General features: G+C 41.1%; 13 protein-coding genes. 9 read left to right on the top strand and 4 right to left on the bottom strand.

Going from position 1 to position 15,224, the window contains the following annotated elements; translation table 11 throughout:
* The first annotated feature begins 44 nt into the window (after window positions 1-44).
* The 7 genes from rsxA to nth are packed head-to-tail and all read left to right on the top strand — an operon-like array spanning window position 45 to window position 6,821.
* Entirely contained in the window at window positions 45-626 is a 582-nt protein-coding gene (gene rsxA / locus LY624_RS10585; RefSeq protein ID WP_062569985.1) for an electron transport complex subunit RsxA, read from the top strand.
* A 1-nt stretch (window position 627) separates the two neighbouring features.
* A complete protein-coding gene (rsxB, locus tag LY624_RS10590) occupies window positions 628-1,182 on the top strand; it encodes an electron transport complex subunit RsxB (protein ID WP_062569984.1) in 555 nt (184 codons plus the stop codon).
* A gap of 8 nt (window positions 1,183-1,190) precedes the next feature.
* Entirely contained in the window at window positions 1,191-3,764 is a 2,574-nt protein-coding gene (gene rsxC, locus LY624_RS10595; protein WP_341802959.1) for an electron transport complex subunit RsxC, read from the top strand.
* Window positions 3,761-4,816: an electron transport complex subunit RsxD gene (gene rsxD, locus LY624_RS10600; RefSeq protein ID WP_130150696.1), complete on the top strand. Its 1,056-nt coding sequence runs from the start codon at window positions 3,761-3,763 to the stop codon at window positions 4,814-4,816. The genes rsxC and rsxD overlap by 4 nt, the downstream gene beginning before the upstream one ends.
* Window positions 4,816-5,454 carry an electron transport complex subunit RsxG gene (gene rsxG / locus LY624_RS10605; protein WP_341802960.1) on the top strand — a complete coding sequence of 213 codons (639 nt, stop codon included), beginning with the start codon at window positions 4,816-4,818 and terminating at the stop codon, window positions 5,452-5,454. The genes rsxD and rsxG overlap by 1 nt, the downstream gene beginning before the upstream one ends.
* Window positions 5,451-6,149, top strand: a complete 699-nt coding sequence (locus tag LY624_RS10610) for an electron transport complex subunit E (protein WP_130150694.1) — start codon at window positions 5,451-5,453, stop codon at window positions 6,147-6,149. The genes rsxG and LY624_RS10610 overlap by 4 nt, the downstream gene beginning before the upstream one ends.
* A 39-nt stretch (window positions 6,150-6,188) precedes the next feature.
* A complete protein-coding gene (nth, locus tag LY624_RS10615; RefSeq protein ID WP_341802961.1) occupies window positions 6,189-6,821 on the top strand; it encodes an endonuclease III in 633 nt (210 codons plus the stop codon).
* A gap of 66 nt (window positions 6,822-6,887) precedes the next feature.
* Here nth and LY624_RS10620 read toward each other — a convergent pair whose 3' ends face one another.
* Window positions 6,888-7,121: a type II toxin-antitoxin system ParD family antitoxin gene (locus LY624_RS10620; RefSeq protein ID WP_341802962.1), complete on the bottom strand. Its 234-nt coding sequence runs from the start codon at window positions 7,119-7,121 to the stop codon at window positions 6,888-6,890.
* Window positions 7,122-7,317: 196 nt separating this feature from the next.
* On the bottom strand, window positions 7,318-8,856 hold the full coding sequence (locus LY624_RS10625) for a S10 family peptidase (protein ID WP_341802963.1): 1,539 nt from the start codon (window positions 8,854-8,856) through the stop codon (window positions 7,318-7,320).
* 404 nt (window positions 8,857-9,260) lie between these two features.
* Here LY624_RS10625 and LY624_RS10630 point away from each other — a divergent pair, with 404 nt between their 5' ends.
* Both LY624_RS10630 and gloA read left to right on the top strand, forming a co-directional pair.
* Window positions 9,261-11,168 (top strand): aminotransferase class V-fold PLP-dependent enzyme, encoded by a 1,908-nt coding sequence (locus LY624_RS10630; RefSeq protein ID WP_130150691.1) that lies wholly within the window; start codon window positions 9,261-9,263, stop codon window positions 11,166-11,168.
* A 219-nt stretch (window positions 11,169-11,387) separates the two neighbouring features.
* Entirely contained in the window at window positions 11,388-11,786 is a 399-nt protein-coding gene (gene gloA / locus LY624_RS10635; protein WP_130150690.1) for a lactoylglutathione lyase, read from the top strand.
* 21 nt (window positions 11,787-11,807) lie between these two features.
* Here the strand turns inward: gloA and LY624_RS10640 are convergent, their stop codons facing one another.
* A complete protein-coding gene (locus LY624_RS10640; protein ID WP_341802964.1) occupies window positions 11,808-14,039 on the bottom strand; it encodes an ATP-binding protein in 2,232 nt (743 codons plus the stop codon).
* Complete coding sequence (locus LY624_RS10645) at window positions 14,036-15,199, bottom strand: sugar ABC transporter substrate-binding protein (RefSeq protein ID WP_341802965.1); 1,164 nt, start codon at window positions 15,197-15,199, stop codon at window positions 14,036-14,038. Before LY624_RS10645 ends, LY624_RS10640 begins: the two co-directional genes overlap by 4 nt.
* Window positions 15,200-15,224 lie beyond the last annotated feature (25 nt).

The following is a 15,224-nucleotide window of genomic DNA, read 5'->3' on the forward strand; positions in this document are numbered from 1 at the left end:
AGAAAAAAGGATAATGGAGGGGTTTTTATTCTTGTGAGGCACGCATGACAGAGTATGTCCTGTTATTGATTGGCACCGTGCTAGTCAACAACTTTGTATTAGTTCAATTTTTAGGTTTATGCCCGTTTATGGGTGTATCGGGTAAATTGGATACCGCAATTGGTATGTCCTTGGCGACAACCTTTGTGCTTACTCTTGCCTCTGTAACAAGCTATTTAGTGAATCAGTATATTTTGATTCCTCTTGATATTGAATTTTTACGTACCATGAGCTTTATTTTGGTCATCGCTGTAGTGGTGCAATTTACAGAGATGGTCGTACGAAAAACAAGCCCAACCTTGTATCGCCTGCTAGGTATATTTCTACCTTTAATCACCACTAACTGCGCTGTACTAGGTGTCGCCTTACTTAACATCAAAGAAGATCACTCATTCTTGCAATCTGCGGTATATGGCTTTGGCGCAGCAGTTGGTTTCTCTATGGTGTTAATTCTTTTTGCCGCACTACGTGAACGTTTAGCGGCAGCTGACGTCCCTACTCCATTTAAAGGCGCATCAATCGCAATGATAACAGCAGGCCTCATGTCAATGGCGTTTATGGGTTTTACAGGATTAGTGAAGTTTTAATATGACCTTGTTTTATGCCTTAATAGCGCTTGGTTCATTAGCGCTCGTCTTTGGTTTAATTTTAGGCTTTGCAGCGATACGTTTTCGTGTTGAAAGCAATCCTATTGTCGATCAAATAGATACTATTTTACCGCAAACCCAGTGTGGTCAATGTGGTTACCCTGGTTGCCGCCCTTATGCTGAAGCAATTGCCAACGGGGATGAAATAAATAAATGCCCGCCAGGCGGCGAAGCCACAGTAAAAAAACTTGCCGATTTAATGGGGGTTGAAGCCAAGCCTCTCGCAGGTGGCGAACAAGCAGACCCTATTAAAACGGTTGCCTATATTCGTGAAGATGAGTGTATTGGCTGTACCAAGTGTATTCAAGCCTGCCCTGTCGACGCCATTGTGGGTGCCACTCGTCAAATGCATACCGTGCTTATTGATGAGTGCACTGGCTGTGATTTATGTGTAGAACCTTGCCCTGTAGATTGTATAGATATGCTGCCAATTAAAGAAACAAAGCAAACATGGAAATGGCAATTAAACGCAATTCCTGTGACTCAAGTAGATTAGGAGCACAAATGGAAACGTTAATCGAACAAATTAAACAAGGTAAAGTGTGGCCATTTCCTGGTGGGATTCATCCACCTGGTCAAAAACACGTATCAACAACTCAGTCAATACAACGTTTGCCATTGCCACAAAAGCTGGTTGTATCGTTAAAACAGCATATTGGCGCAAACGGCAAACTGATTGTCGAAAAAGGCCAGCAGGTCCTTAAAGGCCAAGCATTAACAAAACCAAGTGGAAACTGGTCTGTACCTGTGCATGCGCCTACCTCAGGTATCATTTGTGAAATATCCCCTATGCCATCAGCGCATCCCTCAGCTTTACCTGAACTCAGCGTAGTTATTGAACCTGACGGGCTGGATAATTGGTGTGAACTGAAACCTATTAGTGATGCTGCCGCCCTCTCTCATGATGAACTCGTCGATATTATTCATCAAAGTGGTATCGCCGGTATGGGCGGAGCAGGCTTTCCAACCTATGTAAAAGCGGACAGCCGCAAAGACATCGATTTTTTAATTGTTAATGCCGTTGAATGTGAGCCTTATATTACGGCTGATGATATGTTAATGCGAGAGCATGCGGATGGTATTGTTGCGGGTATTGAGCTAATGCAGCAATTATTAAGCCCTAAGCTAACAATTATTGGCATTGAAGATAATAAGCCAGAAGCCATTGCTGCTATGACAAAGGCAGCTCAGCACAATCACAATATTATAGTGCAAACAGTGCCAACGGTTTATCCTTCAGGTGGCGAAAAGCAACTAATAAAGTTACTGACAGGTAAAGAAGTTCCAAATGGCAGTATTCCAGCAGATATTGGTATGCTGGTACAAAATGTCGGTACACTCTTTGCTATTAATCAAGCGGTATTTGAAGGCAAACCATTGATTGAGCGAGTTGTCACAGTCACTGGTAATACAATCCATAAACCAGGTAATGTGTGGGCTTTACTGGGCACTGAAATTAAGCACTTATTGGATTGCCAAGGTTTCTCTGCTGTCCCACAACAACGTGTTGTTATGGGTGGTCCGATGATGGGCTTTACTTTACCAACCGTGCGTATTGGTATAGTGAAAACCACCAACTGTATTTTAGCGCCTGATCATCAAGAGTTGGCTGAACCTGGCGATGAAAAAGCCTGTATTCGCTGTAGTGCCTGCGCAGATGCATGTCCGGCCTCTTTATTACCTCAGCAATTACAGTGGTTCGCTAAGTCCAAAGAGTACGACAAGCTAAATGAGCACAATTTATTCGACTGCATTGAATGTGGTGCTTGTGCTTATGTATGCCCAAGCGAAATTCCATTGGTACAATATTACCGTGTTGCTAAGGCTGAAATTAAAGAGCAACAAGCTGAGCAAATTAAGGCTGAACGTGCCAAAGAGCGTTTTGAAGCACGTAAAGAGCGTTTAGAGCGTGAGCAGGAAGAGCGCCAAAACCGTCACAAACGTAAACCCGCTGCAAAATCAGATGGCGAAAAACAAAAAGTAGCCGATGCACTTGCGCGTGTTAAATCTAAATCTGATGATAAAGACAGTAAGTCGGCTGTCGCTGCTGCTATTGCCCGTGCGAAAGCGAAAAAGCAAGGTGCAGAGCTTGAACCTGATAACTCTGAAGTAGCTAGAGAGCGTGCAGCGCGTAAAGAACAGGCGCGTAAATACAAAGAGCAAAAAGCACAAGAGCAAGGTGAAGAAAGCACCGATAAAGACGATAAAAAGTCTGCTGTTGCCGCCGCTATTGCCCGTGCTAAAGCGAAAAAAGCCGCACAGGCTGCTGAAGATCACATAGTGGCAGACGCTGCTCCTAAAGATGACAAAAAAGCGGCTGTTGCTGCTGCCATTGCCCGTGCTAAAGCGAAAAAAGCGGCGCAAGCTGCTGAAAATCAAGATGATGCTGAAGAAGACAGCGCACCAGTCGATGACAAAAAAGCCGCTGTCGCTGCAGCCATTGCTCGTGCTAAAGCGAAAAAAGCGGCGCAAGCTGCTGAAAATCAAGACAATGCTGAAGAAAATAGCGCACCAGTCGATGACAAAAAAGCTGCTGTTGCAGCTGCTATCGCCCGTGCTAAAGCCAAAAAAGCAGCTAAAGAGCAAGCACAGAGTGACGACTCTTCAGAGCAAACTAATGATTCAAGTGCTGAGGCAGATGCCCAGCCACAAGCTGACGCTCCTGAATCTAACGAAGATAAGAAAAAAGCCGCCGTTGCAGCTGCCATAGCTCGAGCCAAAGCGAAAAAAGCCGCTAAAGAGCAAGCGCAGAGTGACGATTCTTCAGAGCAAACTAATGATCCAAGTGCTGAGATTGATGCCCAGCCACAAGCTGACGCTCCTGAATCTAACGAAGACAAGAAAAAAGCCGCCGTTGCTGCAGCTATCGCACGTGCCAAAGCGAAAAAAGCCGCTAAAGAGCAAGTGCAGAGTGATGATTCTTCAGAGCAAATAAATGATTCAAATGATGAGGCTGATGCCAAGCCGGAATCTGATGAACCTGAGTCTAACGAAGATAAGAAAAAAGCCGCGGTCGCTCGTGCAATTGCAAGAGCTAAAGCGAAAAAGTTACAACAAGAAGGAAACGATAAGTCATGAAACTAACCATGGCGAGTTCGCCGCATAATCATAGCCATAAATCATTAAGCCGCTTAATGATCACCGTGATTGCTGCGTGTATTCCTGGCTTAATTGCCCAAGTTTACTTTTTTGGCACCGCAGTTTTAATTCAGCTTACACTCGCTTTAATCACGGTTAGTGTATGTGAAGCGGCAGTTTTATTGCTACGTAAGCGAAAGGTGTGGCCAACTCTCAGCGATGGCAGTGCATGGCTAACTGCAGTATTGCTAGCATTGAGCATTCCGCCTTTAGCACCTTGGTGGATTATTGTTATAGGTTGTTTGTTTGCTATTGTTATTGTTAAACAACTATACGGTGGACTTGGCTTCAACCTATTTAACCCAGCAATGGCCGCTTATGTATTACTGCTTGTCTCGTTTCCGGTGCAAATGACCAGTTGGTTACCTGTGAGTGATTTACTTGCATCGCCTATTAGCTTTTCACAACAGCTGTCTGTTATTTTCAATGGTTTTACTAGCGCTGGATTTAGCGTAGATCAACTTCGCGTGTCCATTGATGGCACAACGATGGCAACGCCGCTTGATACCGTTAAAACGGATGTAGCCCATCACCTAACGGTAGCTGAGAGCATGAGTAAGTCTCTTTTTAATGACTGGTTTGGTCTTGGTTGGGGCTGGGTTAACCTCGGCTTTTTAATCGGTGGTCTTTATTTATTAAAAGCTAAAATCATTAATTGGCATATTCCTGTAAGCTTTCTGGGTGCTTTAACTATATGTAGTGCTATTGGCTATATAGCATCACCTGGGACAGAGCCTGGCGTGGTATTTCACTTATTCAGTGGTGCCACAATGCTAGGGGCGTTTTTCATCGCGACCGATCCTGTGTCAGCATCAACCACAAATAAAGGTCGCTTAATTTATGGTGCCTTAATTGGTCTACTTGTTTACTTAATTCGCACATTTGGTGGTTACCCTGATGCTGTCGCTTTTAGTGTGCTTCTGCTAAACATGGCAGTACCATTAATTGACTACTATACACAGCCACGCACTTACGGCCATGGAGTGAAATAATGATCCTTTCCTCAATGACTAAAAACGGTGGTATCTTAACCGCTTTTGCACTACTTACTACAGGAGCTGTAGCGCTCACTCATAGCCTAACGGCCCAGCGTATAAGTGACCAAGAAAAGAAGCAGCTCGCCGAGCAACTACAGCAAGTGCTTGACGCTCACCATTACGATAATCAGCTGTATAAAGATTGTGTCATTATTACAGATGAACGTTTAGGACCCAGACCCGAACAAATTATTTATCGAGCTTATAAAAGCGATAAACCATACGCTCTTGTAATGCGCCATGTTACGCCAAGCGGTTATAGCGGCGATATTAACTTGCTAACAGCCGTTTTTGCTAATGGTGAAATTGCTGGAGTTCGTGTTACAAAACACGAAGAAACACCTGGGCTTGGCGACAAGGTCGAAGTAAAAAAATCTGACTGGATCACCTTATTCAAAGGTCAGACTGTGTTAGGTGAAGATGACAATCGTTGGGCTGTTAAAAAAGATGGCGGCCAGTTTGATCAATTCACTGGAGCAACGATTACACCACGCGCTGTAGTCGGCTCAGTAAAAGAAGCTGTGCTATTTGCACAAGTTGAATTTGATAACCTATTTGCAGCAGCTAATGCTTGCCAAGGAGGTCAGGAATGAGCCAAGTAAAAACCTTATTTAAAGATGGAATGTGGGCTAATAACCCCGCCCTTGTGCAGTTATTAGGCTTGTGCCCTCTGCTAGCAGTGACTTCTACAGTAACAAACGCTTTAGGTCTTGGTTTAGCAACTTTATTGGTACTTGTTGGTTCTAATGTAACTGTATCGATTGTGCGTAACTGGGTACCTAAAGATATTCGTATTCCTGTTTTTGTGATGATCATCGCAGGCTTTGTAACGATTGTGCAGCTGATGATGAATGCCTATACATTTGGGCTTTATCAATCTCTTGGTATTTTTATTCCCCTTATTGTGACCAACTGCGCAATTATAGGTCGCGCTGAAGCATTTGCGTCAAAAAATACAGTCCCCCTTTCAGCCTTTGACGGCTTAATGATGGGCTTAGGTTTTATGCTAGTGCTTGTTGTGCTGGGCGCTATAAGAGAATTAATTGGCCAAGGCACCCTTTTTGATGGTGCTGATTTGTTGCTCGGCCCATGGGCACAAGCACTGCGTATTGAAGTGTTTAGTTTCGACAATCAATTTTTATTGGCAATTTTACCCCCAGGTGCCTTTTTAGGTCTTGGTTTGTTAATTGCTGCAAAGAATGTGATTGATAACCAAATAAAATCAAAGCAAGTAGTTACTCCAGAAGTAGAAAAAGGCCCTCGGGCCCGGGTAACGAGTTTAACCTAAAGGAGAGCACGCACCGTCACTGCGTGCTTTACACTCACCATGAATAAAGAAAAACGTTATGAGATCTTATCTCGTCTTCGTGAGCAAAATCCGCACCCAGAAACAGAGCTTGAATACTCAAGCCCGTTTGAATTATTGGTTGCTGTAACCTTATCAGCACAAGCAACGGATGTAGGTGTTAATAAAGCTACACGCAAACTGTTTCCTGTTGCCAATACGCCACAAGCGATTTTAGATTTAGGCCTTGAAGCCCTACGTGACTACATTAAAACAATTGGTTTATTTAACTCAAAAGCCAACAACGTTTATAAAATGTGTGAGATTCTGGTTAATAAGCATAACTCAGAAGTGCCCGAAAACCGTGAAGCCCTTGAAGCACTCCCTGGTGTGGGTAGAAAAACAGCGAATGTCGTATTAAATACGGCCTTTGGCTGGCCGACAATTGCAGTCGACACTCATATTTTCCGCGTATCAAATCGCACAAAATTCGCCATGGGTAAAGATGTAGTTGCTGTAGAACAAAAATTAGAAAAAGTGGTACCTAAAGAATTTAAAGTCGATGTGCACCACTGGTTAATCCTGCATGGCCGCTATGTGTGTACTGCTCGTAAACCTAAATGTGGCAGCTGTATTATTGAAGACTTGTGTGAGTTTAAAGAAAAAACGGAATAGTTAAATGTTATTTAGGACCTGCATTAGCTAGTTAGGTGTAGTTGAGCTTTATTAGAGAGTGTATATTTAGCCATTCACATTAAGTTTTTTAGATTTGGATATAATATCTAAAACGGTTAACTTACTCTCACCACTTAGCTCACCTTCTACTAATGCCATTCTAATTACATCTTTTTCACTCTGATTATGGCAGATCAAATCGCGGATATAATCACTTGCATTTGAGAATCGACCTGACTCAACTTGGGCATCAATCCATGAACGCATTTCATCTGGAATAGAGATATTTAAAGTTGCCATAGTTAATTCCTATATATTTACAGTCATTAATTATGGCAGATATTGGCAAACATTGACAACAAATATGGTCGGTGAGCACCAATGGTTAATCGTTTTTAGGCGCTATATGTGTAACATTCTTAACCTTTTCGATCACTCCATAAGCTCATTTTGCACATTGTGCCAAACACAAGACTTGGCACAATGCGCCTAGCCATTATCGTGGGTTTTGGCTCACCTGCTTTTTAATAAACTCTCGCGTATCATTTAACAGCGACACTCTTGCTGGTTCATGAACATACATCATGTGACCGCCGTGATAATAGTGATAGTCAATTTTATCAGCGTATATACCGTGTCTGTTCAAGGTGTATTCTGCATCAAAAAATGGCGTGACAATATCGTAATACCCTGAGGCAACCATCACTTTCATTTGTGGATTGCTGCGAAGCACATAAGATAAATCTGGCGCTGTATTGACGTATCTTGGCTCCCATCCTTGTCCATCAGGAGCAGTACGCCAGCGCCAGTTATCTGATAACTCAGGATCGCCAGGGTTCAGATATTTTCTTTTCCACTGTATGTTTAAATCTGTGCGCATGTATTTCATCAGTGCCGCTTTATATGCTGGCCCTATCACTTTTGACGCATCTTGCTTAGGAGCCGCGGTTAAATCATCTCGTTCATCAAGCTTATAACGTCCATCAAGAAAGCCGATGGCGACTCCCTCATCACGCAATAACTCTTTAGCGAATCTAAAGGCGTTAATGCGTAAATCAACCTGCTCAATATATTGTTTGCTTAACCCTGTATAACGGTGAAGACCGTCAACTATTCGCGTTCTGTCAGTGGTACTAAGCGCATTCCCCTTAAATAATGCTGGTAATAATTCATCAACAGCAAATTGTCGGCTCGCATCAATAAAAGCTTCAAAATCTCCAGATGTGTCTACTTTTTTATGATACCAAGCAGTTGCAGCAAGTGTGGGTATGTAAGTAATGTAAGAAATGATGTTGTCATCAACATAAGGGCTTGAACCTTGATAGTCTAAAGCTTGTGACACAAAAATAATGCCATTTACATTAATCAGGTGTTTATCCATCAGTACTTTAGAAACCGCTGCTGCTCGAGTTGTACCATAGCTCTCTCCCAATAAAAATATTGGCGCATTCCAGCGGTTTTCTTTTGTTAACCACTGGGCAATAAAATCAGCAATAGAGGCTGCATCTTGATTTAAGCCCCAAAAAGCTTTGCTTTCAGTGTCACCTAATGCGCGCGAGTAACCTGTACCAACAGGGTCCACAAACACCATATCAGTCACATCAAGAATCGTCTCTGACGCATCTTTTAATTCGTAAGGAGCCAACCGAGGATCCGTTGCATTACTTGGTACAACGACTCGTTTAGGACCATATGCGCCCATATGTAACCAATTAGACGATGAGCCTGGGCCACCATTCCAAATAAATGTAATCGGTCTGTTCTTGTTGTCGTTTGCGGCAATGTAATCAAATGAAAAGATAGCTGCAGTAGGCTCTTCGTTTTTGTTTAATAAATAAGTTTCACCGGCTACAGCTTTGTATTTCAGCTTTGTACCATTAAAGGTGCCTTTATGCTGGGTAACGAATTCAGTCGCTTTGGCTATCGACTTCTGACTGTTGTTTGACTTTGATATTTCATCTGCAATAACCGCGTTTGTACAAAACGCAAACAATATAGAGATGACTACGGTTTTAAAATTGGCAAAATTCGCCATGTTTTATTCTCCTTCGCAGGCTTATCTTTATTTTTATCTGTACATGGCTGAGTGGCTTTTACACTCACTCTTTACATGAGCATTTTTTCGAGTAGGAAGTCATCCTACTATTTAGCAGAGTAAATGCTCTTTATTCACTCAGTGCTTTATTAATCTTTTACTTAAGCAATTACTTTTACAGCAAGAACATGTAATTTCAACTGTCTCTGCGACTAACGCGCAGAAAAAGCCTATAAGTATAGTTGTAGATTCTTATAACGCTTTTTTAAAAGGTCACTTTGTAAAACATGCCCTAACAAAAAAGCATAACCTGTATCGGAACAAAAATATCAAAGTATTAATTTCACAAGCTCCAATCCTTTCGTTATGCTGTTGAGTAATGTGAAATTTTTATGAGAGTTGCTATGTTACCTTTACTTCGTATCTTGTTAATTGAGCAAGATCCTGCCACCTTGCAAGAGCTTTCAACGAACCTAGAAAAAACAATCCCTAATTTTGAGCGTAATGATGTAGATATCGACATTATTGAATGCAGTGAGCTCAAGCAAGCGTTGAAATGTGTAGAGGAAGATGGCGATATTCAAGCTGTGGTACTTAGTTGGGATGTACTGAACAATGGCGAGCGCACCTATAGTCGCTTTATCGAGCAATTAAAAGGCATACGCCTTGAGCTGCCTGTCTATGTTATCGGTGACGATACGAAAGGCTTGGAGATAGTCAACGAGTCAGAAGAAATTGAATCTTTCTTTTTTAAAGACGAGGTCATTTCAGACCCTGAAGCAATCTTGGGCTATATGATCAATGACTTTGATGACCGTTCAGAAACCCCATTTTGGACCGCTTACCGTCGTTATGTCGGTGAATCGAACGATTCATGGCACACGCCTGGTCACAGTGGCGGTGCTAGCTTTAGAAATTCTCCGTATATTAAAGACTTTTATCAGTTTTATGGCCGTAACGTATTTGTTGGCGACCTGTCGGTTTCTGTCGACTCGCTTGGCTCATTATCAGACAGTACCAACACCATAGGCCGCTCTCAAGAATCAGCGGCGGCGACATTTGAAGTAAAACATACCTACTTTGTTACCAATGGGTCATCCACTTCAAATAAGATTATTTTGCAAACTTTACTGCGTAAAGGCGACAAGGTGATCATCGACCGAAACTGTCATAAATCAGTACATTACGGCATTTTGCAATCGGCTAGTTTACCTATTTACTTATCGAGTATTTTAAATCCTAAATATGGTATCTTCGCGCCCCCTTCATTGGCTGACATTAAGCAAGCGATTGAACAAAATAGCGATGCTAAATTACTGGTTTTAACCGGCTGTACCTACGATGGTCTGCTTAGCGATTTAAAACAAGTAGTTGAATTTGCACATCAGCACGGTATTAAAGTGTTTATCGACGAAGCGTGGTTTGCTTACTCGCTTTTCCATCCAAGTTTACGCCACTACTCAGCTATTAATGCTGGCGCAGACTATGTTACCCATTCGGCACATAAAGTGGTTTCAGCGTTCTCTCAGGCGTCTTATATTCATGTTAACGACCCTGATTTCGATGCCGATTTCTTCCGTGAGATCTACAGTATTTACGCCAGTACCTCGCCAAAATATCAGCTCATTGCCTCGCTGGATGTATGCCAAAAGCAATTAGAAATGGAAGGTTATAAATTACTGAATGCTCTGCTGAATCACGTTGCAGAGTTTAAGCAGCAAATGGCTTCACTGAAACATATTAAAGTGCTCGATAAGCAAGATTTCATGGATATATTCCCACATTTTAGTGGCGATAACATGGGTCATGACCCGCTGAAGATCCTTATCGATATTAGCGAGTTACCTTATTCATTAAAGGATATTCATAAATTCCTATTAGATGAAATTGGCCTTGAAATAGAAAAATACACACACAGCACCATTTTAGTTTTACTGACTCTTGGCGGTACTCGCTCAAAGATCATACGTCTTTACAATGCGCTGAAGAAACTCGATAGCGGTAAAGTAAAACTTGCCACTTCAATGAGGCGCACACGCCTACCAGAGAATCTACCCGCTATAGACTTAGCCTGTATTCCTAGTGATGCATTCTATGGCGAACGTGAATCTGTACCAATTAGCAAAAGTAACAACCGAATTTGTGCCGGATTAGTGACACCTTATCCTCCTGGTATCCCACTGTTAGTCCCTGGGCAACATATCACTAATGAGCATATCGAATATCTTAAGGAGTTGGCGGGTCAGGGCCTGACAATTCAAGGGAGCTTTGATGGCGAAATTTATGTACTTAAAGGTAAAGTGAAAAGCTAAGCTTTCGCTTATACCGCGAATACCTCATTGTTATGCAGCAATACCTATTGATTGCTGCATAACTTCACCCTTTTCATATCAAACGCTTTACGCTTTGTCTCAATGTTACTGTTCAAGCAATTGAAATAACTTATAATCCATTTTTGAGAGTTTTAATACGCAGCCTTACTGCGTTATTAGAGTTGTGCGAATCTAAAGACAAGAAAGAGGATGCTTAAAATGCGCTTATTACACACAATGCTTCGCGTTGCTGATTTAGACAAATCAATTGAATTTTATACGCAGGTATTAGGTATGAAAGAACTGCGCCGTGCAGACAATGAAGAGTACCGCTACACCCTTGCTTTTGTCGGTTATGGTGACGAAAAAGATACAACTGTGCTTGAGCTTACTTATAACTGGGATACTGACAGCTATGATCTAGGTAATGCATATGGCCATATTGCTATCGAGTTTGATGACATTTATAAAGCATGCGACGACATTAAAGCTGCTGGCGGTAATGTTAGCCGTGAGCCAGGCCCTGTAAAAGGTGGCACAACTGAAATTGCTTTTGTTAAAGACCCTGATGGCTATGCAATTGAGCTTATTCAGAAAAAAGACAATAACGCGTTTTAATTGAAATGGCTATTTCTGCTGTTAATTTTGCTGAAATAGCCACTTTGCTAATGCTAGCTCCAATTCCTCAAAGTTAATTGGTTTAGCAATATGGTCACTGATCCCCATCGCAATGCTTTTATTTATATCCTCTTTCATTGCGTTCGCGCTGACAGCAATAATAGGTGTATTAAAACCCTTTTTATTTAGCAAAATCTTGCTTGCCGTTAAACCATCCATTACAGGCATTTGAATATCCATTAGGATTAAAGCGTACTCTTTATTTGATGCTTTCTCGCACGCTACTTGTCCGTTATCCGCAAGTTCATATTTAAGCCCTAATTGTGCTAAATATTTTGTAATCACAATTTGGTTAATAGGGTTGTCTTCTGCAATTAGGAGTGGTTTTTCTACCACAGAAAAATCATTCCTTGACCTATCAGCCGTTTGCTCAGCTTGCTGTATATTAAGGTCTTCTAAAACTGTTTCAAAATCGACTTGAATTGTAAAAATAGTGCCCTTACCAAGCTCACTATTAATGTTTATTTCCCCTTCCATTAAATCGATTAAGCCTTTACTTATGGCAAGCCCAAGGCCTGTACCGCCATATTCTCTAGTTATATTGCTCTGAGCTTGGACAAAGGGGTTAAATAACGCGTTAATTTTATCTTCAGCAATACCTATACCGGTATCTTTTACAGCAAATTCAATCCTTGTTTTTTCATTGCTTTGATGAACCACATTAAGTGATAAGGTGATTTCTCCTTGCTTTGTGAATTTTACTGCATTGGAGAGTAAGTTGATCAGCACTTGTTTAACACGTATCTCATCACACTCAACGGTTAAAATTTCAAGTTTATCGACATCAAGCCGACATACGATCCCTTTGGCATCACAACTAGGTTTAAACAATAAAATAAGATCATTGCACAGAGCGACTAAATCACATTGGCGGTGTTCAAGCTCAATTTTATTGGCTTCAATTTTCGAGAAGTCAAGAATGTCATTAATAACGGTTAGTAAAACATCACTGCAATTATTAATTTGCCTAACAAAGTCAGTTTGCTCTTGGCTTAACTCACTTTTATTTAGTAACTGCAAAAACCCTACAATCCCATTCATTGGCGTTCTAATTTCATGGCTCATGTTTGCCAAAAACTGACTTTTAACTTGCTCTGAGTGCTCAGCCCTAATTTTCTCTAATTGTAATGACGTAATTTGTATATCAATAGTTTCGGCCATACTATTGAGGGAATCTGCAATATCTTTAAACTCTTGATAGTGAAAGTTATTTTTAACTTGTTTGTAATTCCCTAACGCAAACTCCCGACTTATTGCTGCAATGCGATTTAATGGATTATGCAGCCGCAGAGTTAACCAACGAACGAGAAGAAATGAGATTATAAACAGCGTGATAATCAACCCTGCTGCCATCACAGCGGTTTGTTTGACCGCGGTTGTATAGGCTGATTCAGTTTCATTTATCTTAAAAAGTAAAGGGCTCAAGGCATTGTCAAATATCACACGATTAATAGTCGCTTCTGATGACAATTGAGCTTTATCTAAAGCATCCCCTAGGCTGTATAAGACTTGCTCTTTCACCTTCAACTGAACTTGCTTACCCGTTTGATAAAGAGGTTGTTCATTATGTTTCGCAAGCCACTTAACGGCCTCTGACAAAGGAATAAATGATACTAAGACACCTGTTTTTTTAATTGGCTCACTAAGTGAGTCTTGCTCATTTAACAGTGTTGAAGTAATCGCTAACAAGGCACTATGCTTTGTGTCTTGTTGAGTAAAAAGTTCATTAAGGTGTACGTTATCCAAAACTTGAATCGTGTTTTGATTATCTAGAATTTGGCTGTTTTCTAAAATTTGTTTGGTCAGTGAATAATTAAGTGTTAGCGATGTTATTGGGTAACCTTCGACTATAAAGCCTTGATTATCTATCACAATCGCAGCACTTATTTGCGGGTTAGTATTCACAAATTCCTGTAACTGCATGAGTGCAAACTGTGAATAAACTACTTTGTCAGGTAGTTCCGCAATTGCCTTTGTATTGCTAAGTACCTGGCTATTCTTTTCAAGTTTAAAAAATAATTGCTCTAAGCTTGCTGCGTTATTTCTTGCTTGCCATTGCAAACTGGTGTTTGCTTGCTCGATTGAATTTAAATAGAAACGCCCTATCATCAAAGCAGCAAGTATAAGTAATGGGGTGATAACAAGTAGTAACACACTAAAAAACAGTGCCCGACTAAAACGAGGGTTTTTCATTGCACCCCATCATTTGCAATTGAACGTTCAGCAAGGCCTTGCATAAATTGCCCCGTTTGTTCAGCTGTTAACGCTCCGCTGCCAAAACGTGAAAAACCTTTATTAAGCACCTCCCAAACAATTATCATGGTTGCCGTTGAGGGCATAGGCTTTGTTTCTTTTAAAGCATCAACTAAAGTGCCAAATACAGTCCCTTGTTCGTTTTTAAGATGCTCTAACACCTCTATATTTACAGGTATATCACTAATTTCCTGCCAGATTAAGCGCTGAAAAGATGCTTCTTGAGCCAACTTGGCAAACTTACGTAAATTATCTTTATTTGGGCCATTGAGGCTATCGTTTGGAAAGGCAAGAACAAAGGTTGAATAGTAAGGTTGCATCACTCGCCCATTGAGAGAAGGCAAAGATTGCACTGACAGATTTTCACCAAGTGCTTGCTGATAAGTGTTGAGTGCCCATGCTCCGTTAACAATAAACGCGGCTTGTTGTTGCTGAAATGCTTGATGAGAACACGCATAGTCACACTGACTATCAACAATGTCTCGCGCATTTAAACCCCAAACAAAACGTAGCGCATCATGCATAGAAGGTGTGTTAAGTTGAGCTTGGCCGTCAGCTATCAAATTACCTTCAAAAGCACTTAAAAATGGAATAAACCAATACATTTCCATGAAACTCCACGTTATTAATTTTACGTGGCTTGGCAATGTAGGTTTCAATTTTTCAATATCTTGCCAATCGGTAACAGGAGATTTTATAAATTTAGAGTTATAAAAAAGTAGCAGGTGGTTACCTTGTATAATAGGAATGCCGATTAGCTTTCCTGACACCCTTGCTGTATCTAAAGTTCGTTTATCTGTTGTTTGAGCGATTAAAGAAGTAGGGATCTCACTAAAGTTAGCATACTCACTAAGCCCTAGGTGATCTGCGGGTACAATAATAACATCAGTCATGTTAGAAGTATGTGCATTTTGCACCAAGCGCACTTTTAACGCTTTTTGATCAACTAAAACTGAGTGAATTGTCAAACCACTTTGCTCTGCAAGCTTACCGAACAACTGACTAAAGTTTTCATGCTTCACTGTATGAGCTAAATTAATGGTTTTTGCATGACTATTAAATACTGCAAATAATAACAATCCCCAAACTACTTGCTGCACGCTGAAATCTACTTTACAAAAGATA

Origin of the sequence: Pseudoalteromonas sp. N1230-9 (assembly GCF_032716425.1) — a bacterium.
GTDB lineage: Bacteria > Pseudomonadota > Gammaproteobacteria > Enterobacterales > Alteromonadaceae > Pseudoalteromonas.